Source organism: Terriglobales bacterium (assembly GCA_035567895.1).
Lineage (GTDB): Bacteria > Acidobacteriota > Terriglobia > Terriglobales > Acidobacteriaceae > Gp1-AA112.
The window spans coordinates 57,545-82,017 of record DATMPC010000107.1 but is presented as its reverse complement, the minus strand read 5'-3'; the positions used below and the strand labels follow the sequence as shown (position 1 = coordinate 82,017).

Genomic DNA, 24,473 nt, shown 5'->3' with positions numbered 1-24,473 from the left:
TGTTTCCCAGCCTTTGGGCGTCAGCACCAAAACAGACGCATCCTTTGAAATGCCCTCCGGAGCGGCGCTTCGCGCCAGCGCGATTGCCGCATTCCGGTCCATTAAATACTGCGAAAGTGGCAGCATCTTCGGATAGGGCCTCTCTGCCTCCTGTGCCCGCGTGCTCACAGTCATGCTCAGCAAACTCACGAGCGCAAGCGCTCCCACTGCAACTCTGGCTGCAATCTTTTCGATCTTTGCAAATCGCATCATGCTCCTTTTCGTTTCCTTCCTGCCGAAGATGTGTCCGGACGGGTGGCCCGGCCTTCTTCCCGTATTGGTTTTGCGTATCCGACTTCCACACGTGAGGGTGCCCCGTTCTCGCGCGGTGTTCGCGAGGGCGGGGTAAGAGAATATGTGCGACCCTGGTTTCGAATTTGTCTTTCTTCGACAACACCCAATACACGTAGCCATGACCGATAAGAAGAAGCAAAAACTGGAATGACCGACATCCTCTAACCCCGCCCTCGCGAATAGCGCGCGAGAACGGGGCACCCAGTCGATGGAAATTGGGAATAAAACCGAAAGGGGAAAGGCGGGGCCACCCGTCCGAAGCGCCCGGGAGATGGAGACTTTTCGCACGGAAATCCATACGGTACTTTCGGAATATCACCCCATGACGGTGCGGCAGGCGTACTACCAGCTGGTCAGCCTACCCGACGTAGCTGCGTGGGTCTTTGAACCCAGCCGGTTCCGTGAGCATCCTTGTCGATCTTGAGCATGAGATTTTAAGGCTTAAAATCATTGGTTGATGATCGTGTCCGTGATTGTGCCAGTGCCCCCGACTAGCACTGTTAGATGTGGGTAGTAACAAGGGTGGAAGCGCGGGCATGTGCGCGGTCCTTGAACGATGTCGTATGTAGCATCAACGCTGAAGCCATCCAGCCGATTGTTGCTATTATTATAGGTGCCCCATTCTCCCGTGAAGTATGGGCAGGTCGTAGTCCCGTGCTGGGTGAACGTATCCCCAATGTTCGTGCCGTCGCCGATGGTCCACATCTTCGGTCCTAGAGTAAGCGGATCGCATGGACTTAAGTCGCCATTGTTCAGGTAACCGAGCTGGAATGGTGCGCTGATGGCCGAGCCGTAATTGTGGCTGAAATCAGTCATCAAACTGACCGCGCCCATCTCGTATGGATATGGCGGATTGCTTGGGTCAGATCCGTCCCATGAAGTGATCTGTCTGTTCTTATCGAATGCGAATGTGTCAGAAAATCCGCCATTTGTTCTATCTTGCGCTCTTGACGTACAGACGAATGCTAGGCCCAGAACTGCAATTGCTAGTGCTCGTTTCATTTTCATCTCCTTAGAATGGTGGATTGTAGCCGTTGTCTTTCAGTGTGCAAAGCGCACCTTCACCTGGCGTTGATTCCATTACCTCGTAGCTCATGTAATTCCAGCGCGGGACGTTAAAGCAACCCCATGGGCCGCTGTAGGAACTTCCCCAATTCTCCCACCGCCAGCAAATCTCCGCTGATTGTTGGCCGCGTCGAAGGTGAACTCAGATGCTCAATTGATGTAATCAAGGCGCGGGTGTTGAAAAAGTCACCGTGATTAGCAGATGAGATTTAGCAAAACCATGTTAGTTAGAAGGAGAAGTTCCTTCCATGTTTCGCTGGATGGCAGGGACTGGAAGCTGTGAAAAAATTGATTCTCCCATTTTTCCGGCTGACCAGAAATGTCTGCCGATGTGCCGGGAATCGCTTGTAGGGCATTTAAACGCCAAATTTTTGCTTACGTAAATTGGCTATTCCTCAGAAATCAATTTTTTCACAGCTTCCAGACGGGACGTTCCCGAGTCGGTATGCCGGCGTGACGCATTTCACGGCGTGAGTTTGTACCAGTCCGCGGATCGAGTACTGCTGGCCTCACATTGGGCAGCTTGAGGTCTGGGCGGTCAATCCTTCCGGGCCGATAGCGAAACCCCCGTGCGGTCGCATTCCCAAATCGAGAAGTGCAGGCATTCAGCACTCGAGCATTCAGCACTCGAGCATTCAGCAATAAGCCATCTACGGTATTCCTTGCTGGCCTGGCCGTGGACCATCCAAGCCGTGGTCGATGATGTACTTTTGCACGAAGTCTGACAGCTCATCCCACCGGATGACTCCCTGGCGCCACTGCGTGAGGACCTGTTCGCGGTAGTACACGATCCACGAGGGCTCGAACAGGTGACTCTTGATCCAGTCGAGCGCCTGTGAGGTGGAGTCCGCCTGGTCGTCGTGTTTCCCGTTTGGGAACGTTGCCATCTCGTGCAGATACTGCGACAGCCACGGAGCTTTCTCCGGCAGGTAGACGAAGCCGTTCTCGATCGTGGGAGTAACGGTGAGCATACGCGTCCCTTTGTCCAGCGTTGACTGGCACTTCTTGACGCTGTGCATGCCCTCCTGGATCAGCTCCTGGCAAAGCTGCGTGCCCGAGGCTTTGTCTTCGATCAGCACGTTCTTCGCCTCCCATAGTGCGGCATGCGTACGGACCATGCGTTTCAATTCGGGATACTCCAGCCGTGCGCGATAGACGTGGAGTAGGAACAGCTCTCCCCCATTGCCCGCTCCGCTGCCCTTGACCCAGCGGCTACCGCCGCCGGTACTGACGCCATCCGCCGCGGCTGCGGGCGGAGCAACCCGATCGCTACTGCGATCGGTTCTGACGCCCCAGGTGGTGCAGACGCTGTAATCGCTCAGCTCGCTGGCTTTGTTGGCCGTGTCCCAGCTCTGGAAGATGAAGTCGAACTTCTCGGGAAGCAAAGCAAACGCCCCACTCGCTACCGAAACAGCACCATTCGCTACCGCAAATGGTTCTGCGTAGGTCTTGAACCAGCGAAGCTTTACCAAGCCTCCGCCTAATGGCGCAGGAGATTGCTGGTACTGTCCGGCGAAGGTGTACTCGCCTTGCGTCTCGCGCAGTTGCTCGAGGACCTCCATTGGTTCCCTTTCGGGATGGAGTACCTCGCCTTTGCGGCGGCCGTAGAACAGAGTCTTGGAGAAACGCGGGACTTCGTAGCGCTCGTCTTCCTCGGCGATGGCGGGGAAGCGCACGACCTTCCATTTCGGTTCGATGTCGATGGCCTGCCGGCGTTCGGTATCGAGCACGTGGCCGACGAGGTCGTCCTCGTGCAGACGCTGCATGACAAGGATGATGCATCCGGTGAGTTTGTGATTCAGGCGGCTGACGAGCGTGTTGTCGTACCAATCGTTTGCGGCTTTACGGCGCGCGTCGGAGCGTGCGCCGCTCGTCCTCTATTCGTAGCGCAGTGCGACGATCGGGTTTACGCGCATGGCGCGGCGCGCGGGGATGAAGCACGCGAAGAAGGCCACGGCGCAGAGCAGGATCGCCACGCTGGAAAAGGTCAGCGCATCGGTGCTGGTCACGCCCAGCAGCATGCCACGCAAGAAGCGCGTCAGCGCAAATGAGGCTGCCAAGCCCAGGATCACGCCGGCGAGTGTTAAGCGCAAGCCGTAGCCGAACACCAGCCGCAGAATATCTTCTTTGCTTGCCCCAAGCGCTACGCGGATGCCGAATTCGTGGGTGCGCTGCCGCGTGGTGTAGGCGGTGACGCCGTAAATTCCCACGCCTGCGAGGACCAGCGCTAGCAGCCCGAATGCGCCTACGAACGTTCCCGCGATGCGCTGGCCGATGCTGGCGATTTGCTCGCGCAATTCGAGTGTGGTCACATCGAACACCACGAGTTCAGGATTCAGTTCATGGATGGCTTTCTCGAGCGTCTTGCCGAAGGCCAGCGGATCGCCTGTGACCCGCGCAGTGACGATCATGTTGGCCCGGTAAACCTGATACAGCGGTAGATACACGAAAGGCGTTGCCTTTTCATTTAAGTCGTTTACTTTGCTGTTCCGCGCCACACCGACTACCGTGAACCATTCGTGCGTCAAGTCCGAGTTGAGTTGCTTGCCCACTGCTTCCTGATTCGGCCAGTAGCGCTCGGCAAACGTTTCGTTGACGATCACTACGCGTTGTGTTTTCTCGGCATCCTGCAGCGTGAAGTCGCGGCCTTTCACCATCGGAATCTGGATCGTCTGGAAATAATTCGGCGTGATGATCGCCACCTGTGTCTCCATCGATTCGTTCGGCCGCAATACGTAGCCCTCGGGCTTTACGCTGGTGGAGCCGCCGCCGCCTAATCCCAGTGGCGTACGACTCGACAGGGCCACCGACTGAACGCCCGGCAGAGTTTCCAGCTTCGCGATGAGTTGGCGATCGAATGCAGCTCCCTTGTCCTGTGAATATCCTGCGGTAAAGAGATCGTAGGAAGCGATGAGCACGTTATGTGGATTGAATCCTGGATCGATTGTCTGCGCGCTCTTGAAGCTGCGGATGAACAGCCCGGCGCAGATGAGGAGGAGCAGTGACAGTGAAATTTGCGCTACGACCAGCCCGCTCGCCAGCCGCGCCTTCCGCAGTCCTCCCGATGCGCTCCCCGTATCCTCTTTCAACACCCCCGCCGGGGCTTCACTCGAAGACCGAAGCGCGGGCAGAATCCCAAAAATGACGCCGGTGAGTAACGAGATCACCATGGTCGCAAGCAAGACGGTCCGATCTGCCCGGACGCTGAGCGAGATCGGGAAATCCGTGGTCGGCAGGAACTTCATGAAGGTTCCCGCGGTCCAGAATGTCATCAAGAACGCGACCGTCCCTCCCGCCAGTGCCAGCACCAGGCTTTCCACCAGGAGTTGCCGCACCAGCCGCCACCGGCTTGCACCCAGCGACATGCGAACCGCAATCTCGCGCCGCCGCGCCACGGACCGCACCAGCATCAAGTTCGCTACGTTCGCACAAGCCAGCAGCAGCACGAGCCCCGCGATGGTCATCAGCATCGGCAGCAGCTTTGAGAGAAACTGATTCGCGCCAAATGGGCTGCGCCACAACGGATACACAGTGACGGCGTCGTGTCCTCGGTGCTCTTCCGGATAATTCTTTACCTCCTGCTGCAGCCGCAGCGTCATTTCCTGTTCTGCCTGCTGGGGCACGACGCCAGGTTTCAATCGCCCGAGGACGAACAGCCAGAAATAGTGGTGATCATGAAGCAGGTCGCCCAGCGGCGACAATTGCGGAGCCATCATGACCGGAATCCAGATTTCCGAACGAAACCCGGTCTGGCTCCCCTGGAACACCGCGGGCGCTACGCCGACAATCGTGTAGGGATGCTGATTGAGTTCCATCGTCTGGCCCACGATGTCCGGATTGCCCCCGAAATGCGTTTGCCACAACCGGTAGCTGATCACAGCCACCGGCGCGCCGCCCGGCGTTTGGTCCTCGGCCGGCAAAAATCCACGCCCCAGGATCGGCCGCACCCCCAGCACGTCAAAATAATTCGCTGACGCCAAAACGCCCCAGACGCGCTGCGGCTTGCCTGTGCCAGTCAGGCTCATCGGAGTGACGTTGGCCGCCGTGATACCCGTAAAACTCTGCTGCCCGTCGCGCATAGCCTCGATATCGGGATAGGTAAACGGAAAGGGGTTCTCCCCGTTGCGGCTTAGCGACAGCGACACCACCTCCTGGGGAGTCGCCAGCCCGGGAATGGGATTCAGCAATGTCGAGTTGATCCAACTGAAGATCGTGGTGTTCGCGCCGATGCCCAGTGCAAGCGTAAGAATGGCAATCGCCGCAAATCCTGGCGACTTGGCGATCATCCGCAGGCTGTACCGCGCGTCTTGCCACAAGGTGGTCATCCACGCACCTCTTAGGATCTGTTGAGAACGAGGGATCTGTTAGATCTATTCAGAGCACCTTCTCGACCATCCGTAGCGGTCCGCTAAGCGAATGCTAGCGCGGTACTTAGCGGGATCGCCCGTTCCCAATCCCCGCCCCGCTGTCCGATTGTGGGACGTGGCCGAGCGAGACCGAACAACCGGGACAAAGGGTGGTCTACGAGGACGTGTCGATTTAGTTTCTTGGCCGAGTTCCGTTTCGGGAAGGCGACAAAGGAAATTTCAACGATGCCGTTTTGGTAGCCACCCATTCCCGCCCCCTGCAAAAGGCACGAAGAGTCCGGCACTCACTTTTAGAAATCGCAAGCAAGAAGACTAGGAAATGGCGAAGGGTGCGCTACCCGTTGAAGTTAAACTGCAACAGCAACGTTCGCACTTCCTTCAGGCTTTGTTACCCAGCAGCTTGGCGTAACGTTTTGGATCGTATCCCTGAACGGTCTGGTCGCCGATACGAACGAAGGGAAAGGCCTCGACTTCCTCAGCTTCGAACTCGTGCATGATCTTGTCCTGCGTGGCCTGGTCGGCCAGATCGTAGTTGGTGAACTGGAATGGGATGCGCCGATCGGCGAAGAATTTCTTCGCTTTGTTGCACGATGGACAGATCGACAGTGTGTACATAGAGACCTTCGTTGTCCCATCTACCGCGTCATCGCGCTTTCGCCATGTGAACCATCTCATAGGATCTCCTTTGCGCTGTCGGGATTCTGTCACAACAGACTATTGAACGGATAGATGCGGCTGGGTGGTAGAAAGCGTCCAGATGGCGCTCGTTGATGAGAAGGTGGGCACCGGCTAGCGAATTGCTGCTCTGATTACGCCGACTCGTTCGAGCAGATCTCCTGGTTCTACTGACACGAGTTCGAAACCGAAGCCCAAGTAAGTCTCTTCATGGATTCTTTCGAAACGTAGCGTCTCCTCGAAGCTGATCCGCCGCGCTGCAGTCGGCGTGATGAAGCCGAGGTTCCGTATGAAGAAGACGGGGTTCTCGTAGATTGCGTCCTCTTTGATGCGCTCCAGTTCGCTGGTAAGAAATGGTGAGAAAGGATACCCAAGATAGACAGCCAACGCGGCGGTACAGACAACGCAACGGTCGTGAAATTGAACATCATCCGGTTGATAAGACGCGCGAATCTGACGCTGCTTTTGCAGATCAGCGACCACATCAATGAATGAAGGATCAGTCCAGGGCTGGGGTGTGCCCCGAGCCTGCGCCGCGGCGATGACGTCAGTCGCTGCCTCTTCAACTACGCCGAAGCCATCGAGCTCTAACTGACGGATGATCGCTGTCTTGCCTGCACCCGGCGCGCCTGTGATGATGAACCTTTTCATGTGATCGCCTTGTTCCGTTGGATCGTGTTTGAATTTAAGATCCGGATAAATACTGACGGAAGCTTCAGCCTGAATCCCCCAGTTCGCGTTTAGGAGATTGTTCCAGTTTCTGCCAACAAACCCGCGCGAATCCGGAGAATTGTCGCCGGGTGCCCTAACCTTGTGGTTTTCAACGGTGGGCTTGTGAGGACTTGTCGAGTTCGTTGCCTTCATGGGTTCCGTTTCGGGAGCTTCCAACTTGAAAATAAAATCTCGACCGACATCTGGCGGTATTGCCCAGAATAAAGTAAGTTGCAGTAAAGACTCCTGAGTGCGATCTGTGTCAGCACGGCATGGCGCTCGGGACCATCCTTGAGACAGGTGGGCGATTCAAGTATCAGAAGATTTCCATCGGCGCGACAGGCACGATCCGACGGCTTGCGAATCATCATTGCGCGCCCGTTCTCGGAACTGGCGCTGGTTTTTCGGCGCAGTTCTGTGTTTGACTATTCTCGCGTTCTCCGCTCGCAATAGTCGAAATTACGCTTTGCGCTCGATCGGACGGCTAATTGCCATTCAGCAGCCTTTGCCAAAATCAGCCGACATTATTGTGGTGGCGATTGATGCTGACGGCGCAGGCACGCTCGAGGCAGCAAACCTGGTCCATCGTGGGGTATCCAGTCGAGTCGCAGTCTTCACAGATCCCCCTACCGCTGTCGACCGCGAGTTTTTGCGGCGTGGCCTGCCATATCACGACCAGGGCGCGATATCCATTCACCAGCTACAAATGTTGGGTGTGGACAACGTCGTGCTAATTCCGCGGGGCGCGTCTGGAAGTCAGCAGGAAGGGGAAATCCTTCCGCAATGGTGCGACGAGCAACACTATCATTCCGTTGTTTTGGTCACGTCGGGAGATCACTCACGACGGCTGAGCCGAATCATGCGGCGTTCCCTACGGGGACATCAGACTACAGTCACCATTGATAGCTCCCCGTACGCCGATTTCAACTTGGATTCCTGGTGGGAGACTCGCGCGGGCGTCCGGGAAGGGATTTTTGAGCTACAAAAACTGATTTTCGATGTCATCCGCCATCCCATGTCCTAGGAAGACTGTCTGTTTATTCAAGGATTAAGACTAGCGTGCGAGGATGGTCTACTTCGTCACTCTGGATGAGTGCCTGTTCGGGAAGTTACAGCTAAGGCCAAGATCTCAACCGACGCTAGAGGTTGTCGTCGGCGGTGCTTTTGGGGCAGCTGTGTGTGTTATACTAATTGATATGTCAAGTACATCTCATTCACGTGTTGATGTGCTGTTACGGCTCGCCCGAATCCTGGCCGAGGTGAACCGCCGCATGGACGGCCGTCTGGGCGCTTTTCACGGGCTCAGCTTCGTGGATCTGGCAGTGCTCACTGAAGTTGAGCAGAGCCCGTCGGGAGTCATTCGCCGAGTTGATCTTGCGGAGAGGCTGGGGCTTACTCAGTCGGCGGTAACCAGAATCCTGATTCCACTGGAAAAGATCGGTTTGGTGAAGCGCCGCCGAGACCCCAATGACGCGCGCGTCGGCTTCACGTCGATTACCGCCACTGGAAAGAAAGTTCTGGAAGACGCAAGGGCAACCGCCGAAGAACTCGCGAAAGACTTGCTTCAGCCCGACGACCTCAAGCGAATGCAGGCTGCCTTGCCCGATCTCCGTCTCGGCAGTTCACGAATGGGTTGGAAGAAGCTGTAGAAAACAAGCGCTCAGCACTCGGCTAGGGCTGAACCCAACACCCATGGCTGTGCTCAGGGCAGGCTACTGACACGGACGACAAGGGCTGTTCTCCGGACGCACTTTATCACAAATCTTTTGTCCCAAAATAGAAATAAAAGGAAAAAAACAAGGGATAGATAGGCCACTTTCGTCCATTGTCCTAACAAAAGAGTCCCACGGTCTTACGTTCATTGCATCAGGCTGGAGCTGGGTTGTAGCCTATTGGTAATTCGTCACACGTTTTCTCCCCGCCACTTTCGTCTGGTTCTATCAAAACGACCCAAATTTGGAGGTTTAATGAAGCGGGCATTTCTGTTTGTCCTCATCAGTCTAATGTTTGTATATCTGTCAGGCTGCGGCGGAAGTGGCAATGGTCCTGTCCAAATGACCGGCACACCCATGACGCTGCAGACTGGGGATGCGGTTAACGACCACATCGCCAAATTCGAACTGACGATCAGCTCGATTATCCTGACCGGCGCCAGCGGTACCACCGACACGGCGAATCTTCTCAGCGGACCGGCGGAGGTTGAATTCAGCCACCAAGCCGGGGCCTTCGAACCTCTTACGCTGGCCCATGTTCCGCCGGGAACATATAACGGCGCTAGCGTGATGGTTTCCAATCCGGAAGTAGTTGCGATCGTGGGCGGAGTCGCGACCAAGCTCACGCCAACACTCTCCTCGACGACCGTGAACGTTAGTTTCAGTCCCAACGTGACGGTCGGAACTTCGCCGATGTTCCTCAATTTCGATCTTGACCTGGCGAACTCGGTCACGATCAACGGAACCAGTGCAACGATTGCTCCCAAGTTCAACGTGAGCACGTCCACAGTTGCCCCGAATCAGAACAACGAGAATGACGACGACGGAGAGATCGAGGATGTTCACGGCAGCGTGACTTCCATCGCCGCTCCGAACTTCACGATCCAAACCAGAACGGGACCTATTACCTTTGCCACCGACTCAACCACCAGGTTCCAGGACGGCATCGCTCAACTCTCTGACCTGAAGATGGGAGATATCGTGGAGGTCGCCGGAATCACTAAGTCGGATGGAACAAAACTAGCGACTAAAGTTGAGCGGGAAGGCGATCGCAACGGCGTAGAGGTCGAAGGACTCATCTCTGCACTCGATAGCCCGTTGAGCAAGATCACCATCGTTCACCAGATGGATTCGACCGGTTCTTCGAATTCGCCAGTCACGGTCGATGTCAGTGTCAACTCGAGCACGGTGTTCAGCACTCGCTTTGACAAGCTCAACATCACGAACGCGCCGATCTTTGACGCAACCCACATCGGGAAAGGCCAGCGCATTGAAGCCGATGCCAGCAGCTCTTCCGCTCCGTTGATTGCTTCCAAGGTGAAACTGCGCGAACAAGCCTTGGTTGGCACAGTTGCTGCTTCGCCAGCGCCGACGTCCGCAGGCTTCACGCTCAACATCAGCTCCACGTCCGCTTTTGGTACGTTGAGTGGCGCGACAAGTGTGCCGGTGATCCTGGCTAACGGCGCAACCCTGGAAACCACGCCTAGCGCTGGCGCCTCCATCCGTGTGCGCGGACTCGTGTTCTTCAACGGGACGACTTACACGATGGTCGCAGTACGCGGCGACGACAACCACTAAACCTTTCGTTTGACTCAAAGAGGCCCGCTCCGGCGGGCCTCTTTTTTAGCCACTTTGGAGACCTTATTCCGTGCAAATCACACGAATACGTGACGAGAAAACAGTTGCGTCCGCAAATGGGAATGCGTTTTCCAGCCCTTGGGTTAAAGCGACTCGCAGGAATTAACCGTTCGGTTCACAAGATTATTCCTGGTCGCGATGCATGAATGCTGCTCCGGATTACCTCTGTAACTCGCAATCCAGTGTTAATGCGATTCTGAAAATCTACTGCGAATCGCATGCACGTAAGAGAGACAAAGGGGCGGTCATGAAAGAATTCTTCTTCGGTCTGATTTCAGGCACTCGCGGCAAGGGGCCCTCATCCACGCGTCTGAGTTACCTCATCAACGGTGTGGCGGCGGTCTTTTGTGCGATCGTGGCAACGATGGGCGGAACGATTGTCTATTGTGCGAGGAGCGAAGCGGATGCCGTGTATTGGACCGGCGTAGCGGCATTGTGGACAGCGACTCTCGGCTTCGGCGCTAAGGCGAAAAACGAACAGCAGAAGGCGACGAAAGAGATCACAGTTCGTGGCGTTCTGGCGAACGCAGCAGCTCGTTGAGTAGTTCGCAGCACTAGGGGCGGCCCTCGTGCAACTTGTCTAGTTGCAGCAGCAAGGATCGCCGCGGAGAGCTTCGATTCCCTCTTTGATGACGATGGGCAATAGCCCGAGGGCGGCGACTGAATCGGCCCACCAGAGTCCAAAGGCAGCGTTGAGTGCGAGCCCGGCGAGAGCGATCCAGGCCAGATATCCGCAAACCGAACTCTGAATGGCATCGGCGCGTAGCGAGGAACTTTGAATTTCCGCAGCGAGTCTTCGTTTCTGTGCCGCAAGCCAAGGCATCACTACTGCTGCAGCAAAAAGCAAAAGCATCCCCAAGTAGCTGGTTTGCGGCTTCAGATCACCAAACAGCGAATAAATCGAGGCAGTTGCTATGAATGCCGCCAATGCGAACAGCAGCCATGCCATAGTTTTGGAGGCCTGGCGCTCACTGATGAACCGACCTCCTGAAGCAAAGCGGGCCAGAACGGCGGTCGCAGAGGCAAGTTCAATTACGCTGTCGCCGCCAAATCCGATGAGCGCGATGCTATGCGCCCGTACCGCAGCATAGATTGAGACCGCCACCTCGATGGACATCCAGACAACGGTGAGCATCTGGAGCCGTCGCACTTGGAGATAACCATGCGGCGTGTCCATTAGGGATAGCCGTGATTCTGCCGCCACTTCATCGACCAATGTTAATGAAACTGTGAGATGTTTGGTGCCGAAGAAGGGACTCGAACCCCCACACCCTTGCGAGTACATGGACCTGAACCATGCGCGTCTGCCAATTCCGCCACTTCGGCCTGGAAACGTTCATACCGCTCGGAGTTCGCCTGTGGAATAGCTCGCGAACCGCGGTTGGACGGGCTGCTTACATATTGTCGCCGCTGCGGGATTTGCCTGTCAACGTGCGCTCATTTGGTGGAGACGCCCGTCGCGGTGAGCGTCTCTACCAGACTAATACCACGGCTAATTCGCGGTTACATATGCTTGCTGCGTGTAAGCCGCGCCGGAGCCGTCCCATGCTTTGAGCGTGATGCGATGCGTCCCCACCGAGACGTTGATGAAGGTGTCCACCTGACTTAGAGAGTTCTTGTAGATTAGTCTCCGATCGAGGTAGACCTGCATGGCGACGATCCCATACGGCGAGCTGGAGTAGCCTTGCACGTGTACTGACGTCGAGACGCTGCTGTTGGGTGTTGGCGACTGCATTACTACCATCGCCTTGGCCTGCACGGTGACGCTGGCGGTGACAGGTACGGCCGCTCCTACCACATCAGACGCGATTCCCGTAATGGCATAAGTTCCCGCGGCCGCGTAGGTATGCGTAGCCGATGGGCCGGCGGACGTGCTGCCATCGCCCCACTGAATCATTGAGGTCGCGATTGTACCGGATGTTGCCGCCAGCGTAGCGGAAACGCTTGCGCCCGGAGCAATCGATGTCGAACTCAAAGATAGCGATGTCACCAGGTTCGGCACCACTGTTACGCTGACGGATTTCTTATATGCGAGGCCGAGTTTGTCCCAGAGCTTCACTACAACCGCATGAGTTCCGGCCGCAGCGGGCACAGTCGTGTCGAACGAGCTTGCATTTGCCTGATAGACGAGTGCGCCATCCAGATAAATCTGCATTGCATCCACGCCGCTTGGCGCGGAGCCATTCGCGACTACGTGAATAGGCGCATGCATAGTTGCTCCGTTGGCTGGTTGCACAACGTTCAAAGTAGCGGCTGGAGCGCTTACTGTGACGCTTGCGGAGGCCTGCGACGACGGTCCGACGCTTGCTGTAGCGGTAGACGTGATCGTGTAGCTCCCCGCCGCTGAGTAAACGTGTGAGGCGCTCGGGCCAGCCGAGCTCGTACCATCGCCCCAATCGATTTGCGAGCTTGTCATCGTTCCCGAAGTTGCGGTCACGGTGCCGGTGACGCTTGCTCCAGTCGTGATTGAAGAGGAGCTGAGCGTTAGCGAGGTGGCAAGCGGTGTTGCAACCGTAACATTGACCACTTGCATGTAGGCTGCACCTAGCTTGTCCCAGAGCTTCACTACCACTCGATGGGTTCCGGGATTTGTGGGCACAGTCGTGTCAAACGATGAAGCATTTGCCTGGAATACCAGAGTGCCGTCGAGATAGATCTGTAGCGCGTCCACACCACTTGGAGCTGTGCCGTTAGCGACAACGTGAATGGGACTTGTCACCGTGCTGTTGTTTGCAGGCTGCGCGATTGTGACGGATGCCGGCGGCGCGGGCGCGGTTACAGAGACAGTGCCAGAAGCTTGCGACGACAATCCCATTGCATTTGAGACCGTTGCCCTCACCGTGTAAGTCCCTGCATTCGCGTAGGTGTGCGACGCGGTTGGGCCGGCCATCGCAGTGCCATCGCCGAAGTCGACGCTCGAGCTAAGCGCGCTGCCCTGCGGATCGGTAGACGACGCGGTAGAGGCTGTGACGGTGAGCGGAGCTGTTCCCGATCCGGGAGAGAGCGAAAGTTTCGCTACAGGTGGTTGCGGAGTCGGTGCGGCGGTGGTGTAAGTTGCTGCTGCCGACATGTGATTCAGAATCGATGGCTTGCCTACCGCCTTTACGTAGATCGAATACGTGCCAGGATCAAATGCAAACGACGCTAGATTGACCGTGCGAGTGCCGGCAGGGAAGTCGCCAAGTGACATCAGATTCGTACCGTCGCTGCTGATAAATGCCGTGTAATGGTCTATCGTGCTTTCGTCACCGGTGATCGTCCAATTCAGTGCATCGCCAGTCGCTGAAGCCGTAATGCCGACGCAGTTATCGATACCGGTTTCAATCTCAGTACCTTCTTCATAGTCGTTCCACGTGACAAGCTGGAACCACGCTAGCTGGTCAGCGGTTGACCACAAACTATTTGCCTTGTTGAACGTGGCGAGCCACGTTTGTCCGCACTGCTGCTGCATGTGACGGTTCGCGGTCCACGATGCAAGCGTGTCGTCAAAGCCTTTATAACTCGCACCTACCGGCAATTTTGTCGAGTAGTTCTGAGCGGTCTGATAGAAGTTCGTCATGTAGCTCAGGCTCATGGGATCGGTAGCGGTTACGTCGCCGGGCTGTACCCACGAGAATCCGCCATCCGAATAGGTTCGGGTGAATCCACCGGTATTCTGAAAAATAAACTTGAGGTTGGAAGCTGTGTTGGCACGAACCCGCGTCCAGTCGATGCTGTAGCTTTCCACGCCGAAATAGAACACAACAGGATTGCCATTCCAGCGAATGTATGCGGGAGAGCTGATAAACGTCTGCGTGATGTAGTTTAGGTCGTTGATCAGCGCTGCAGTGATGTCGCAACCTGCGGTGTTCGCGCAGTTCTTGATTGCTCCGGCGTCTTCCATGATTGCGAACTGGAACGCACCATTCCGAGACTGTGCTTCCTGCATCATTGCCAGGCTGCTTGCGTTTTCCTGTTTTGCATTTGGACCGTACCAGTCGATAATCACGCCCGAGATGCCGCGGCTCAACATATCTGTGACCTGTGCCTTCACCTGCGCGGGATCCGCCGAGTTGTATCCAACATTCATGTGGTAGCTCACACCGAACCAGGGCATGAAGTGCGCGTAAACGGCTGTAGTCGATCCGTTGTAAAGCAGCGAATTGGTCGCGACCTTACTTGCGTTCCCAGGGGCAACGTTGCCGTTGCTCTGAGCCTGAAATGTAGCGGCGGCACTGGTGTTATTTTCTGTCTCGGCGGACAAGGTGGTAGTTGGGGCGATTGGGTTGCTGCCAAATGCCTGAACAACCGAGAAAACGACGCAGAACAGCCCAATGCGCAAGCGCACACGTGCCTCCAAAAAATGAAATCAGAGGCACCAGCAAAGCGGTCCTCTGAAGTTCAAAGTGGCTGGAATTGGGCTGAATCTTAGCCCTTAGGGATTAGGGGCTGGATTCCGGTTTACTGCTTAGTACTGGTTGACTAAGTAACCTAGGAATTACTAGGTGCACCGTAGTTGGTTCAGGCGGGAAAATTAAAGAATTGAAAGCGTAGGGGTTGGAATCGAAAGACTAGGCGCATCGGGCGAACGCTTCCTAGGTAACCGGCGTGGGTGTTACGTAAACAACTCAAATCATTGCTTCTGCTTCTAACGGGTACAGGGAACTTCAACCCGTAAGCCTGGAAGGTTAAGATGTTTGCCCAGACACAGATGGAACCGACTTCGAAAATCCCCTCCGACATTAGTACGGAACTGCGGCGGCTTGCTCACGATTTGAGCAACTCACTGGAAACCATCATGCAAGCGTCTTACCTGCTGAGCCAGTCCAAGCTGGATGAGACCTCGAAGCGCTGGGCTGGATTGATCGACAATGCGACGCGGGATGCCGCACGAATTAACCGCGAAGTCAGGGAGATTCTGCGTTCGCGCAGCACTTAGTCTGTCTGGCAGTTCGTCCCATCGTGCGCTTAGTGTTCCCGATTCAGGCTGCTCGTGTGTTTTCGTCATGCACTGACCTTTGGTCTCGCAGGAAATTGAGTGCTTGGTGATATCCCTCCAGCGTTCCCACGTCCAGGTAGATCTCGCCGGCGCATGTGGCACGAACAATATTTCCTGCAGCGATGTATGCGTTAAGCAGGTGGCCTAGATATTCGTCCTGCCGGTGACGCGATTCCCATAGTAATTTGAGATTCTGGAATGCCTCGCCGGTGCTGGTCACCGCGCCCCACACCCAGTGGGAATGCGGCCCTGAGCGTTTTACTTCGACTTCCTTCACGTATCCGTGCTCATCGGAAATTACTGCGTCAAACGCCGACGGGTTCGTTACTGGGAAGAGCAGCAGACCAACGTCTCCGGGCCCGTTGACCATCGAGAGGGCGGGTCTATATCCGTTTTCAGGAAACCAGATGGTGTCGGGAAGGCCGATCAGAATTCGCTCATGATGGATTGCGAATGGCTGAGCGCGGAATAAGGCGTCACAGAGTCCCTGCGGCTTCTGCTGCAATACATAGAAGATCTCGGCAGCATAGTCCCGCTCTGCGAAGTATCGGATGAGGTCGGTTTTCTCCGCCGAGATCACCATGCATATCTGCTCCGCGCCCGCAGCAATCATGCGCTCGACAAGATATTCAGCGACGGCTTTCGGCCGTTCCACACCGTCCACGAGGCGCGATCCCACGGGAAGAAGCTCTTTCGAACAACCGAGAGGCTGAATGCGTTGTCCTATGCCTGCGGCGGGAATAATTCCCATCATGCGACTTCACTCCTTGCGCGCTGCATGGAGCTTCGGCTTGCGGCCTCCAGCGCAGAGACGAGTTCCTGCGCTCTCCGCTCCCCGGTATGCTCGCGCAGGGTACGCTCTCTTGCGCGGGCAGCGATGGTTGCGAGTTCTGAATCGGGAAGATTGATGGCAGCGATTACATCTTCAGCCGTGTTGCCGATCAGGAGTTCCCGGTCACAGTCGAAAAAATGATCGAGACCTTCGAACCAATCCGTAATAATTGGCGTGCCGCAGGCGGCAGCCTCGAAGAAGCGGCCGGAGGGACAGTATCCCCAGCACGCCATGTCGCTGCGCGTTATGTTGAGCGTAAGCCGCGACGAGGAATACAGAGCCGGATGGTCGGCCGGCGACACGTGCTCGAAGCGTTGGACGTTTGCAGGCCACTGCCACTGCCACGGATACAGTGAACCCGCCAACACGAACTTACTCGCTGGGAGCTTGCGCGCAGGTTCCAGGAATAGCGTTTCCAACTTTTGCTGGCGATCGGCCGCATAGGTTCCCATGTAGCTGAAATCGCAGCAGTACTCGGCAGGAACGTCCACCCGAACGTGCGTTTCGGTATCGACGCATCCATACAAGGGGAAGGCCATTCGTGCTCCCCAACGGGATACAAGTTCGTCGATGGTGCGGCCACCAGTAAATGAGAGATACAAGTCAAATTCCCGAATCTGTCCAGCACGAAGATAGGCCGTCTCGCCTCGTTCCAACGATGCCAACGTGACCGGAGTGTCAAGATCGTAGAAGACCTTCACTGGCCGAGGGAGATCCAGGATTTCGTCGACGATCCGGATGCCGTCAGGGCAGAAGCTTGCGCAGATCACTGCATCCGAATCCGCGGAACACTCCAGTGCCACGCTGCGAACGCTATCCCAATCCGAGTACAGATTTAGGTGGCAGTAACCGCACTCGTCGAAGTCGCGGTGTTTCGCGTAGTAGGGAACATCTTTCTCGAAGAACGTGACATTGTGTCCTTGGCGGTGAAGGGCCTTAAGAATGGCGCGATATGGCGTGGCGTGTCCGTTGCCCCAGGACGAGGAAATGGTAAGCCCGAAGATCGTGATCTTCACCCGCTTCTCCCGGCAGCAGATCGCTCAGTAACTCAGAGAGAGATACAGTTCCCGGCTCGATGACACCGCCAGGGCAGAGCTGCTTACCGTTAAGATGCAAACTCGGCACCAGCCGGTGGCCGTCGAGTTATCTCGGTTGGGTAAAGATGCGCAGTCGGAATTCAACTCTCCAGGCTGGCCGACAACGTAATTTTAGTATTCAAGACGCGGGAAATTGGGCATCCCGCCTTTGCATCGATAGTAGCTTTGTCGAAGGCAGCTTTGTTGCCACCGGGAATTCGGGCCTTCACATCCAGATGACTCTCGGTGATGGTGAAGCCGGCATCGGTCTTTTCGAAGGTTACGGTGCACTTGGTCTCGATGCTTTCAGGAGTGATGCTGGCTTTGCCAAGTTCTGCACTGAGCGCCATCGAAAAACATCCAGCATGAGCGGCCGCAATCAGCTCTTCGGGATTCGTGCCCTTGCCGCTCTCGAAGCGCGTGCCAAACGAGTACTGCGTGTTCGAAAGCGTTCCGCTGGCAGTCGAAATCGTACCCTTGCCGTCCTTGAGTCCGGCCTTCCACTGCGCGTTGGCAGTTCTTAGCATGATCTTGCTCCTTCAGAATGACGTAGAAAACTATCCAGCATAACAAATGCTTGCGCCGCTCCGTCGACTGAAACGCAAAAGGTTTATTCCTATGCTTTGCGACAAAAAAGAGACGCAGCGTGCTGCGTCTCTACTTATTTTACTTTTGTCGATTAGCTGACGCTCTGGAGCACGTGCTCGCGCTCTTCGGCGTCGTGGCGAATCTCGGCCTCATCGTGTGGTAGAGCGATGTTGAGCGCCTCATCGATGCTGTTCACGTAATGGACCTTCAATCCTTCGAGCTGTTCAGGCGTCAAATCCTCTTCGACGTTCTGGCGATTCTCCGACGGAAGAATTACATCACGAACGCCTGCGCGCTTTGCCGCGAGTACCTTCTCCTTGATACCGCCTACAGGTAGTACATTGCCGCTGAGAGTGATTTCACCAGTCATGGCCGTCAGGGGATGCACTTGCTTAGCCGTCAGAAGGGAAACCAAGGCTGTTGCCATGGTTACACCTGCTGAAGGTCCGTCTTTGGGAACCGCGCCTGCGGGCACGTGGATGTGAATGTCCAGTTCCTTAAGGAACTCTTCGTCCAGACCCAACTGCCTCGCATTAGAGCGGACCCAGGTCAGCGCGGCCTGCATCGACTCCTGCATCACCTGGCCAAGCTGGCCGGTCATGGTGAAGCCGCCCTTGCCCTTCATCTTGTTAGCCTCGATAAACAGCACGTCGCCGCCTGCTGGAGTCCACGCAAGTCCCACGGCTACACCCGGACGCTTGGTGCGTTCGGCGATTTCCGTGTCCACCCGCACCTTGATGCCGCCCAGGAATTCCTGAACGATCTCTTTGGTAACAACCAGCTTGTCGGTCTTGCCTTCGGCGATGCGACGCGCCTGCTTGCGGCACATGGTCCCGATGTTGCGTTCGAGGTTACGAACACCAGCCTCGCGCGTGTAGTGCCGGATGATGTAGCGCACGCCTTCTTCCGGAAACTCGATCTGCTCTGCCGTGATTCCGTTTTCTTCGATCTGGCGCGGGATCAGATAGCGGTACGCGATATGGACTTTTTCGTCCTCGATATATCCCTGCAGCTCGATGATTTCCATGCGATCACGCAGCGGTTCCGGAATGGGATCGAGCATGTTCGCCGTGCATATGAACAGCACCTTCGAGAGATCGAATGGGACGTCCAGATAGTTGTCGCGGAACGTAAAATTCTGCTCCGGGTCAAGAACCTCGAGCAGGGCCGACGCCGGGTCACCACGGAAGTCGCGCCCGAGCTTGTCCACTTCGTCCATCATAAAGACGGGATCGTTGGTTTCAGCTCGGCGCAGGTTCTGAATGATCTGCCCCGGCAGCGCGCCAATGTATGTCCTGCGGTGTCCGCGAAGCTCAGCCTCGTCATGCATGCCGCCGAGTGAGATACGAGCGAACTTGCGTCCCAGCGAGCGCGCAATACTGCGCCCGAGCGAAGTCTTGCCAACGCCCGGAGGACCAACAAAGCAGAGGATCGGACCCTTCATTCCCGGCTTTAGTCTGCGAACCGACAGGTAGTCCAGAATGCGATCTTTCACCTTCTGCAGGTCGTAGTGATCTTCGTCGAGTATCTCCTTCGCCTTGGTGATATCAACATCAGTCCCCGACGACTTGCTCCACGGCAGAACCGCAAGCCATTCGATGTAGCTGCGAGTAAGTGAGTAGTCAGCGGCCATCGGTGACATACGGCCGAGCCGCGTCAGCTCCTTGAGAGCTTCCTTCTTCACGTCCTCAGGCATACCGGCGGCTTCGATCTTCTTCTTCAGATCCTCGGTGTCGCGCTGAGTTTCATCCTGCTCACCCAGCTCTTTCTGGATGGCCTTCATCTGTTCGCGCAAGTAGTACTCGCGTTGCGACTGCTGCACCTGGTCCTGAACCTCCGTCTGAATCTTGTTGCGCAGCTGCTGAACCTCGAGTTCCTTAGCGAGGTGTTTGTTGATCTTCTGGAGCCGAAGCTTGACGTCGGTGATCTCCAGGATCTCTTGCTTGTCGGTCGTCGATAGGGACGGCAGTGACGACGCGATGAAATCCACGAGCCTTCCCGGTTCTTCAATGTTGATAGCTACAGTCTGAAGCTCATCAGAGAGCGTGGGCGAACCGGTAACGATCTGCTGAAATAGCGTCAAGACGTTGCGTTGCAGCGCCTCGATCTCCGGTCCAGTGTCAATCTTGCTTTCTGAAATCGTCTCGACCGTGGCGCGCATGAATGGTGTGAGCTGTTCGTAATCGCGAACGTGAACACGCTCCACGCCCTCTGTGAAAACAAACAAGCTCTGGTTCGGCATTTTCACGACTTTATGGACCGTCGCCAGAGTGCCGATGCTGTATAGGTCTGTCGGTTGTGGGATGTCAACGCGGGCCTCGCGCTGCGCCACAACGACAATGGATTTTTCTTCGCCCAGCTGATTAATCAACTGGACCGAACTTTCGCGGCCGACCGTCAAGGGCAATACTGCGTGAGGGAAAAGCACTGTGTCGCGTACCGGAAGCACCGGCAGCGTGCGTTCACCCTCGGGCAGTTGAGTACCTTTGGTCGACTCGGAAATGCTTTCGTTCTTAGTTGCCTTAGTGGTTTCTGCCATATAAGTGCCTTATAAATGAGCGGTTCCTTCGAGCTTGATAATAGATGACTCAACCTACGAAAACGATTCCAAGCGTGGCGAACCAGCCGTTCGAGGCGCAGGGAATTGTACTCAGGTATATCGCCCCAGCGCAAAACGTGAACTGGGAGAAAACCTAGTGCCGGAGAGCCTCCACGACCGAACGGCTCCGCCGCCCGCCACTGCGTCTCAGAGACGCACTCTGGCGCTTCAACGAGCCTTGTAGACTCCAAGCACTTTCACCATCGGACATATCTCTCGCAGATGGCGTAACGCATTCTCCGAAGCCGTCGTTCGTCCTGACTTGAGATCTGCATAGAAGACGTACTGCCAGGGATGTCCCTTCACCGGCCGGGATTCAATCTTGCTCAGTGAGATGTCTCGCAAGGCGAAGACGGCAAGCGCCTTGAAGAGCGCGCCGGGCTGATCGGGCACGGAAAATGCCAAGGAAATCTTGTCTGCATCCTGTGCCCAGCGCTCGCCAGGGGAAATGAACAGAAAGCGGGTGAAGTTCTTTGCATTGTCCTCAATTCCAGCTTTGAGGACTTTGGCCCCGTACTCCACGGCTGCCTGACGGCTGGCGATCCCAGCGCCATCCTTCTCACCTTTCTCAACGACGTGTTTCACGCTTCCTGCAGTGTCATAAAACGGGACTTGCTGAACTTTCGGATGATCGCTGAAGAACCTCCGGCATTGGTCCAGCGCAACTGGGTGGGAGAGCACGCGGCGAATTTGCGCAAACTTCACCCCGGGTGCTGCGATCAGATTGTGCCGGATGCGGAGCGGGTACTCGCGCTTAATGAAGAGAGGGTGGTCGAGGAGCAGATCGAAGTGCTCGGTCACAGGCCCCGCCAACGTGTTCTCGATTGGGATCACTGCGGCTTGGGCCTTCTTTTTGAGTACACGGTCGAAGACTTCGGCCGAACGTGAGCAGGGGAACACTATGCAATCAGGCACCATCGCTAGAGCAGCTTCGTGACTGAAAGAACCAGCTTCACCTTGGATCGCAATAATCATGACTGTAAAAGGTCTTGCTCGAATTGTTTGTTCCTCGAAGTGGGACTCTCGGCAACCAGCAACTCACTTCACCCGATCACCCGATGGCCCGATCTCCCGATTCTTCCTTTGCATTGTAAATACAAGCAGCTGCTCGGTCGCGCAGCTCTCGATCGCCTGCAACCTCAGTTTCGCAGAACCACTCATACCTACCAGCGCATTTCGGAAACCTGGTAGGAGGTAGGGCAGATGCTTTGGACCCTATTTGTCATCCTGCTCGTGCTCTGGTTAATCGGAGTTGTGAGCAGCTACACGCTCGGCGGATTTATTCATCTGCTGCTCGTCCTGGCTCTTGTAGCTCTGGTATTTCAGCTACTCACCGGACGACGCACAGCTCTGTAGCATGTAGTTCCGCTACAGCGGGAGTCGAGCGATTCAGAAACCTGGAAAGACCAATTGAGGACAGGTTCAGGCTTGAAGCCTGAAGGGAAGCGGAGGAGATGAGTCATATGGACAAGGATCGTATTAAGGGAAAGATGGACGAAGTAGCCGGACGGGCAAAGCGCCAGGTTGGAGAGTGGACCGGCGATGCCAAAACACAAGGCGAAGGCGCCGCTGAGGAAGCGAAAGGCAAAGTGCAAAACGCCTGGGGCAATGTAAAAGACACAGTTCGTGACGCGAAGCGTGACCTCGAACGCGATGTAGACAAAGAGAATCGTGACATCGAGGACGATCGCGAACGCGACATTGCTTGATTCGGAATTTGAAGTCAAAAAAGGGTGCTCATTGAGTGCCCTTTTTTCTTTGTTGGCACCGGATGTCGCTTAGCGGACACCCTTGCGTATCAGCAGCGCTCCGGCACCATGCACGCTCAGCTTCCATCCAGGAGGAACCACCGTCGTGGCTGTGTACTCAGTCACAACCAGCGGTCCTGATGCAGAGAAGCCCGGAGAAAGAGAATCTCGCTGGAGAACCCGGGTATTGACCGGTCTTCCATCGAAATAAACCGACGCGCGTGCCGCCGCGACCTTGGCGGCCCGTCTCGACGGAGCGCTCGCCATACTTCCGCTTGACTGTGGGAGAGAAGCTCGCACGCGCAGCGTCACTAATTCGATCTTCTTGTTGTTATGACTGTATCCAAATCGCCGCTGATGTGCCGCGTGAAAATCTTCGAGGAGAGCCGTGGTGTTGCGCCAGGGAATGTTCAGCTCGTAGCCCTGTCCTTGATATCGCACGTCCACTGAACACTCCATTTTGACTTTCCCTTTCCATCCTTCATTCGCGTAATCACGATTTACACTCTCCGTGAGCTTGTTAAAACTGGCTCCGATTTCCTTGCTCAAACGGCTAAATCGCTCTGCGGAGAGCAGCATCGGAGCCGTGCGCGAGTAGTCTTTGACCACATCGCTGGCGAGGATTCCATATGCCGAGAGTGCCCCTGGTGCCGGCGGAACTATTACTCGCGAGAGGGAAAGCGCGGACGCCAGATCGCATGCATGCAATGCGCCGGCGCCTCCGAAGGAGAGCAGAGCAAAATCGCGCGGATCATAGCCTTGTTCAATGGACACCACGCGAATAGCCTTCTCCATCGTGGCATTCACCACGCGGATGATCCCAGCCGCCAACTCTTCAGCCGACCACTTCAGACGATGTTTCTTGATCCACTCCGCAAAGGTCGATCGAGTCCGCTCGAGGTCGAGATGGAATTCGCCTCCAAGAAAATTCTCCGGACGCAAACGGCCGAGGAGCAAGTTGGCGTCTGTGACTGTCGGTTGGGTGCCTTTGCCATAGCAGATCGGACCAGGATCGGCACCGGCCGACTCCGGCCCCACGCGCAGTGCCCCGCCGGCATCGATGCGCGCCAGCGATCCACCGCCTGCGCCGACGGTGTGAATGTTCAGCATTGGGACTCGCACCGGCAGGCCTGCGATCTCCGCCTCCGATGTAACGTGCAGACGTCCTTCCAGCAGGGCTACATCGGTTGATGTCCCACCCATGTCAAACGAAATGATTTGGGCAAAGCCCGCCCTGCGCCCCATCTCCAGCGCGCCGACGGCGCCTCCAGCCGGACCCGAGAGCACCGTTCGCACCGGCTGCGATGCGGCAGCTTCCAGCGCGGTGATTCCGCCGCTGGACTGCATAACGAAGAGCTTTGCTTCTGTAGTCTTCGAAAGCCGTAGACGCAGGCTCTCCAAGTAGCGCTGCATCAGCGGCTGCAGGTACGCATTGACCACGACTGTGCTCATACGCTCGTATTCGCGAAACTCTGGAAGTATGCGATGCGATAGAGAAAGGGGAACATTCAATGTTCCAAGTTCACGCTCAACTTGCTCTTCATTGGTGACATTCACAAATGAGAACAACAGGCACACCGCAATCGATTCGGCTCCACTCTTCCGGATTTTGGAACGAAGCTCATTGAGGTCGTCTTTCGAAGCCGTGCGCTCAATGCTGCCGTCGGGGCGCGTGCGCTCAGCAACTCCGAAGCGCAGGTCACGCGGCACGAGCGGTTCAATGCGGCGAACGTTCAAGTCGTAAAGATTTGGACGCGCCTGCCGACCAATCTCGATGGCGTCTTCAAATCCCGCCGTCGTAACCAGCGCCGTGCGGGCGCCTTTTCGCTGCAGCAGTGCGTTGGTGCCGACCGTAGTGCCGTGCAACAAAACGATTTCCCGGTTTGAGTTCCCGACGATGCGAGCGACTGCGTTGGCAATGGCTTCCGACGGATCGTGAGGGGTCGAGAAGACTTTGAGGATCTGTTGGCGGCCGTTCTCAATCCAGACGCAATCAGTGAAGGTGCCGCCGGTGTCGACGGCGATGCGCAGCGGCTTTCTGTCTGTTGGTTTAGGCGCCAGGTGTGTTCTCCAGGGAATTCAGAGACACATTTGGCACAGGCGCCCTCGCCTGTGCATTCTGCTTAGATCACAGCCGAGGGCGGCCGTGCC

The 24,473-nt window shown here is 56.2% G+C and carries 22 protein-coding genes and 1 tRNA gene; 8 read left to right on the top strand and 15 right to left on the bottom strand.

Annotated elements, in window-relative coordinates; genetic code table 11:
- From VNX88_23355 to VNX88_23340, 4 genes are all read right to left on the bottom strand, one after another.
- Window positions 1–252 (bottom strand): hypothetical protein (locus VNX88_23355; GenBank protein ID HWY71623.1); only part of this gene is annotated, 252 nt, incomplete at its 3' end.
- 528 nt (window positions 253–780) lie between these two features.
- Complete coding sequence (locus VNX88_23350) at window positions 781–1,335, bottom strand: hypothetical protein (protein HWY71622.1); 555 nt, start codon at window positions 1,333–1,335, stop codon at window positions 781–783.
- Between the two features lie 713 nt (window positions 1,336–2,048).
- Window positions 2,049–3,164 carry a phage terminase large subunit gene (gene terL, locus VNX88_23345; GenBank protein HWY71621.1) on the bottom strand — a complete coding sequence of 372 codons (1,116 nt, stop codon included), beginning with the start codon at window positions 3,162–3,164 and terminating at the stop codon, window positions 2,049–2,051.
- A gap of 111 nt (window positions 3,165–3,275) precedes the next feature.
- On the bottom strand, window positions 3,276–5,654 hold the full coding sequence (locus VNX88_23340) for an ABC transporter permease (GenBank protein HWY71620.1): 2,379 nt from the start codon (window positions 5,652–5,654) through the stop codon (window positions 3,276–3,278).
- On the opposite strand from VNX88_23340, the gene VNX88_23335 reads away from it, so the two are divergent.
- Complete coding sequence (locus VNX88_23335; GenBank protein ID HWY71619.1) at window positions 5,572–5,748, top strand: hypothetical protein; 177 nt, start codon at window positions 5,572–5,574, stop codon at window positions 5,746–5,748. The two genes, VNX88_23340 and VNX88_23335, sit on opposite strands and share 83 nt — an antisense overlap.
- 395 nt (window positions 5,749–6,143) lie before the next feature.
- Here VNX88_23335 and VNX88_23330 read toward each other — a convergent pair whose 3' ends face one another.
- A complete protein-coding gene (locus VNX88_23330) occupies window positions 6,144–6,440 on the bottom strand; it encodes a glutaredoxin family protein (protein ID HWY71618.1) in 297 nt (98 codons plus the stop codon).
- A 114-nt stretch (window positions 6,441–6,554) separates the two neighbouring features.
- Window positions 6,555–7,091 carry an AAA family ATPase gene (locus VNX88_23325; protein ID HWY71617.1) on the bottom strand — a complete coding sequence of 179 codons (537 nt, stop codon included), beginning with the start codon at window positions 7,089–7,091 and terminating at the stop codon, window positions 6,555–6,557.
- A gap of 565 nt (window positions 7,092–7,656) precedes the next feature.
- On the opposite strand from VNX88_23325, the gene VNX88_23320 reads away from it, so the two are divergent.
- From VNX88_23320 to VNX88_23305, 4 genes are all read left to right on the top strand, one after another.
- On the top strand, window positions 7,657–8,175 hold the full coding sequence (locus VNX88_23320; GenBank protein ID HWY71616.1) for a hypothetical protein: 519 nt from the start codon (window positions 7,657–7,659) through the stop codon (window positions 8,173–8,175).
- Between the two features lie 172 nt (window positions 8,176–8,347).
- Window positions 8,348–8,800 carry a MarR family winged helix-turn-helix transcriptional regulator gene (locus VNX88_23315; protein HWY71615.1) on the top strand — a complete coding sequence of 151 codons (453 nt, stop codon included), beginning with the start codon at window positions 8,348–8,350 and terminating at the stop codon, window positions 8,798–8,800.
- 318 nt (window positions 8,801–9,118) lie between these two features.
- Window positions 9,119–10,441, top strand: coding sequence for a DUF5666 domain-containing protein (locus VNX88_23310; protein HWY71614.1), 1,323 nt, complete (start codon window positions 9,119–9,121; stop codon window positions 10,439–10,441).
- Between the two features lie 307 nt (window positions 10,442–10,748).
- Entirely contained in the window at window positions 10,749–11,042 is a 294-nt protein-coding gene (locus tag VNX88_23305) for a hypothetical protein (protein HWY71613.1), read from the top strand.
- Window positions 11,043–11,081: 39 nt separating this feature from the next.
- Here VNX88_23305 and VNX88_23300 read toward each other — a convergent pair whose 3' ends face one another.
- The 3 genes from VNX88_23300 to VNX88_23290 all read right to left on the bottom strand — a co-directional run bounded on the left by VNX88_23300 (window position 11,082) and on the right by VNX88_23290 (window position 14,828).
- A complete protein-coding gene (locus VNX88_23300) occupies window positions 11,082–11,678 on the bottom strand; it encodes a hypothetical protein (GenBank protein ID HWY71612.1) in 597 nt (198 codons plus the stop codon).
- Window positions 11,679–11,740: 62 nt separating this feature from the next.
- Window positions 11,741–11,827: transfer RNA gene (locus VNX88_23295), tRNA-Leu, on the bottom strand.
- A 166-nt stretch (window positions 11,828–11,993) separates the two neighbouring features.
- Window positions 11,994–14,828 carry a PKD domain-containing protein gene (locus VNX88_23290; GenBank protein ID HWY71611.1) on the bottom strand — a complete coding sequence of 945 codons (2,835 nt, stop codon included), beginning with the start codon at window positions 14,826–14,828 and terminating at the stop codon, window positions 11,994–11,996.
- A gap of 345 nt (window positions 14,829–15,173) precedes the next feature.
- Between VNX88_23290 and VNX88_23285 the strand changes: the two genes are divergently transcribed.
- A complete protein-coding gene (locus VNX88_23285; protein ID HWY71610.1) occupies window positions 15,174–15,419 on the top strand; it encodes a hypothetical protein in 246 nt (81 codons plus the stop codon).
- A 43-nt stretch (window positions 15,420–15,462) separates the two neighbouring features.
- Here the strand turns inward: VNX88_23285 and VNX88_23280 are convergent, their stop codons facing one another.
- The 5 genes from VNX88_23280 to pheA all read right to left on the bottom strand — a co-directional run bounded on the left by VNX88_23280 (window position 15,463) and on the right by pheA (window position 21,549).
- A complete protein-coding gene (locus VNX88_23280; GenBank protein ID HWY71609.1) occupies window positions 15,463–16,233 on the bottom strand; it encodes a sugar phosphate nucleotidyltransferase in 771 nt (256 codons plus the stop codon).
- Window positions 16,230–17,327, bottom strand: coding sequence for a glycosyltransferase (locus tag VNX88_23275; GenBank protein ID HWY71608.1), 1,098 nt, complete (start codon window positions 17,325–17,327; stop codon window positions 16,230–16,232). Before VNX88_23275 ends, VNX88_23280 begins: the two co-directional genes overlap by 4 nt.
- A gap of 161 nt (window positions 17,328–17,488) precedes the next feature.
- Complete coding sequence (locus VNX88_23270) at window positions 17,489–17,914, bottom strand: OsmC family protein (GenBank protein HWY71607.1); 426 nt, start codon at window positions 17,912–17,914, stop codon at window positions 17,489–17,491.
- Window positions 17,915–18,066: 152 nt separating this feature from the next.
- Window positions 18,067–20,514 carry an endopeptidase La gene (lon, locus tag VNX88_23265; protein HWY71606.1) on the bottom strand — a complete coding sequence of 816 codons (2,448 nt, stop codon included), beginning with the start codon at window positions 20,512–20,514 and terminating at the stop codon, window positions 18,067–18,069.
- Between the two features lie 228 nt (window positions 20,515–20,742).
- Window positions 20,743–21,549 carry a prephenate dehydratase gene (gene pheA, locus VNX88_23260; protein HWY71605.1) on the bottom strand — a complete coding sequence of 269 codons (807 nt, stop codon included), beginning with the start codon at window positions 21,547–21,549 and terminating at the stop codon, window positions 20,743–20,745.
- Window positions 21,550–21,777: 228 nt separating this feature from the next.
- On the opposite strand from pheA, the gene VNX88_23255 reads away from it, so the two are divergent.
- Complete coding sequence (locus VNX88_23255; protein ID HWY71604.1) at window positions 21,778–21,930, top strand: lmo0937 family membrane protein; 153 nt, start codon at window positions 21,778–21,780, stop codon at window positions 21,928–21,930.
- A gap of 107 nt (window positions 21,931–22,037) precedes the next feature.
- A complete protein-coding gene (locus VNX88_23250) occupies window positions 22,038–22,283 on the top strand; it encodes a CsbD family protein (GenBank protein ID HWY71603.1) in 246 nt (81 codons plus the stop codon).
- A gap of 69 nt (window positions 22,284–22,352) precedes the next feature.
- Here the strand turns inward: VNX88_23250 and VNX88_23245 are convergent, their stop codons facing one another.
- Window positions 22,353–24,347 (bottom strand): hydantoinase/oxoprolinase family protein, encoded by a 1,995-nt coding sequence (locus VNX88_23245; GenBank protein ID HWY71602.1) that lies wholly within the window; start codon window positions 24,345–24,347, stop codon window positions 22,353–22,355.
- Window positions 24,348–24,473: the final 126 nt, after the last annotated feature.

Excerpts from the sequence above, each read along its gene's own strand:
- VNX88_23350 (HWY71622.1), bottom strand. The coding sequence starts at position 1,335 with ATGAAACGAGCACTAGCAATTGCAGTTCTGGGCCTAGCATTCGTCTGT.
- terL (HWY71621.1), bottom strand. The coding sequence starts at position 3,164 with ATGCAGCGTCTGCACGAGGACGACCTCGTCGGCCACGTGCTCGATACC.
- VNX88_23335 (HWY71619.1), top strand. The coding sequence starts at position 5,572 with ATGGGATTCAGCAATGTCGAGTTGATCCAACTGAAGATCGTGGTGTTC.
- VNX88_23330 (HWY71618.1), bottom strand. The coding sequence starts at position 6,440 with ATGAGATGGTTCACATGGCGAAAGCGCGATGACGCGGTAGATGGGACA.
- VNX88_23325 (HWY71617.1), bottom strand. The coding sequence starts at position 7,091 with ATGAAAAGGTTCATCATCACAGGCGCGCCGGGTGCAGGCAAGACAGCG.
- VNX88_23315 (HWY71615.1), top strand. The coding sequence starts at position 8,348 with ATGTCAAGTACATCTCATTCACGTGTTGATGTGCTGTTACGGCTCGCC.
- VNX88_23310 (HWY71614.1), top strand. The coding sequence starts at position 9,119 with ATGAAGCGGGCATTTCTGTTTGTCCTCATCAGTCTAATGTTTGTATAT.
- VNX88_23305 (HWY71613.1), top strand. The coding sequence starts at position 10,749 with ATGAAAGAATTCTTCTTCGGTCTGATTTCAGGCACTCGCGGCAAGGGG.
- VNX88_23300 (HWY71612.1), bottom strand. The coding sequence starts at position 11,678 with ATGGACACGCCGCATGGTTATCTCCAAGTGCGACGGCTCCAGATGCTC.
- VNX88_23285 (HWY71610.1), top strand. The coding sequence starts at position 15,174 with ATGTTTGCCCAGACACAGATGGAACCGACTTCGAAAATCCCCTCCGAC.
- VNX88_23280 (HWY71609.1), bottom strand. The coding sequence starts at position 16,233 with ATGATGGGAATTATTCCCGCCGCAGGCATAGGACAACGCATTCAGCCT.
- VNX88_23270 (HWY71607.1), bottom strand. The coding sequence starts at position 17,914 with ATGCTAAGAACTGCCAACGCGCAGTGGAAGGCCGGACTCAAGGACGGC.
- lon (HWY71606.1), bottom strand. The coding sequence starts at position 20,514 with ATGGCAGAAACCACTAAGGCAACTAAGAACGAAAGCATTTCCGAGTCG.
- pheA (HWY71605.1), bottom strand. The coding sequence starts at position 21,549 with ATGATTATTGCGATCCAAGGTGAAGCTGGTTCTTTCAGTCACGAAGCT.
- VNX88_23255 (HWY71604.1), top strand. The coding sequence starts at position 21,778 with ATGCTTTGGACCCTATTTGTCATCCTGCTCGTGCTCTGGTTAATCGGA.
- VNX88_23250 (HWY71603.1), top strand. The coding sequence starts at position 22,038 with ATGGACAAGGATCGTATTAAGGGAAAGATGGACGAAGTAGCCGGACGG.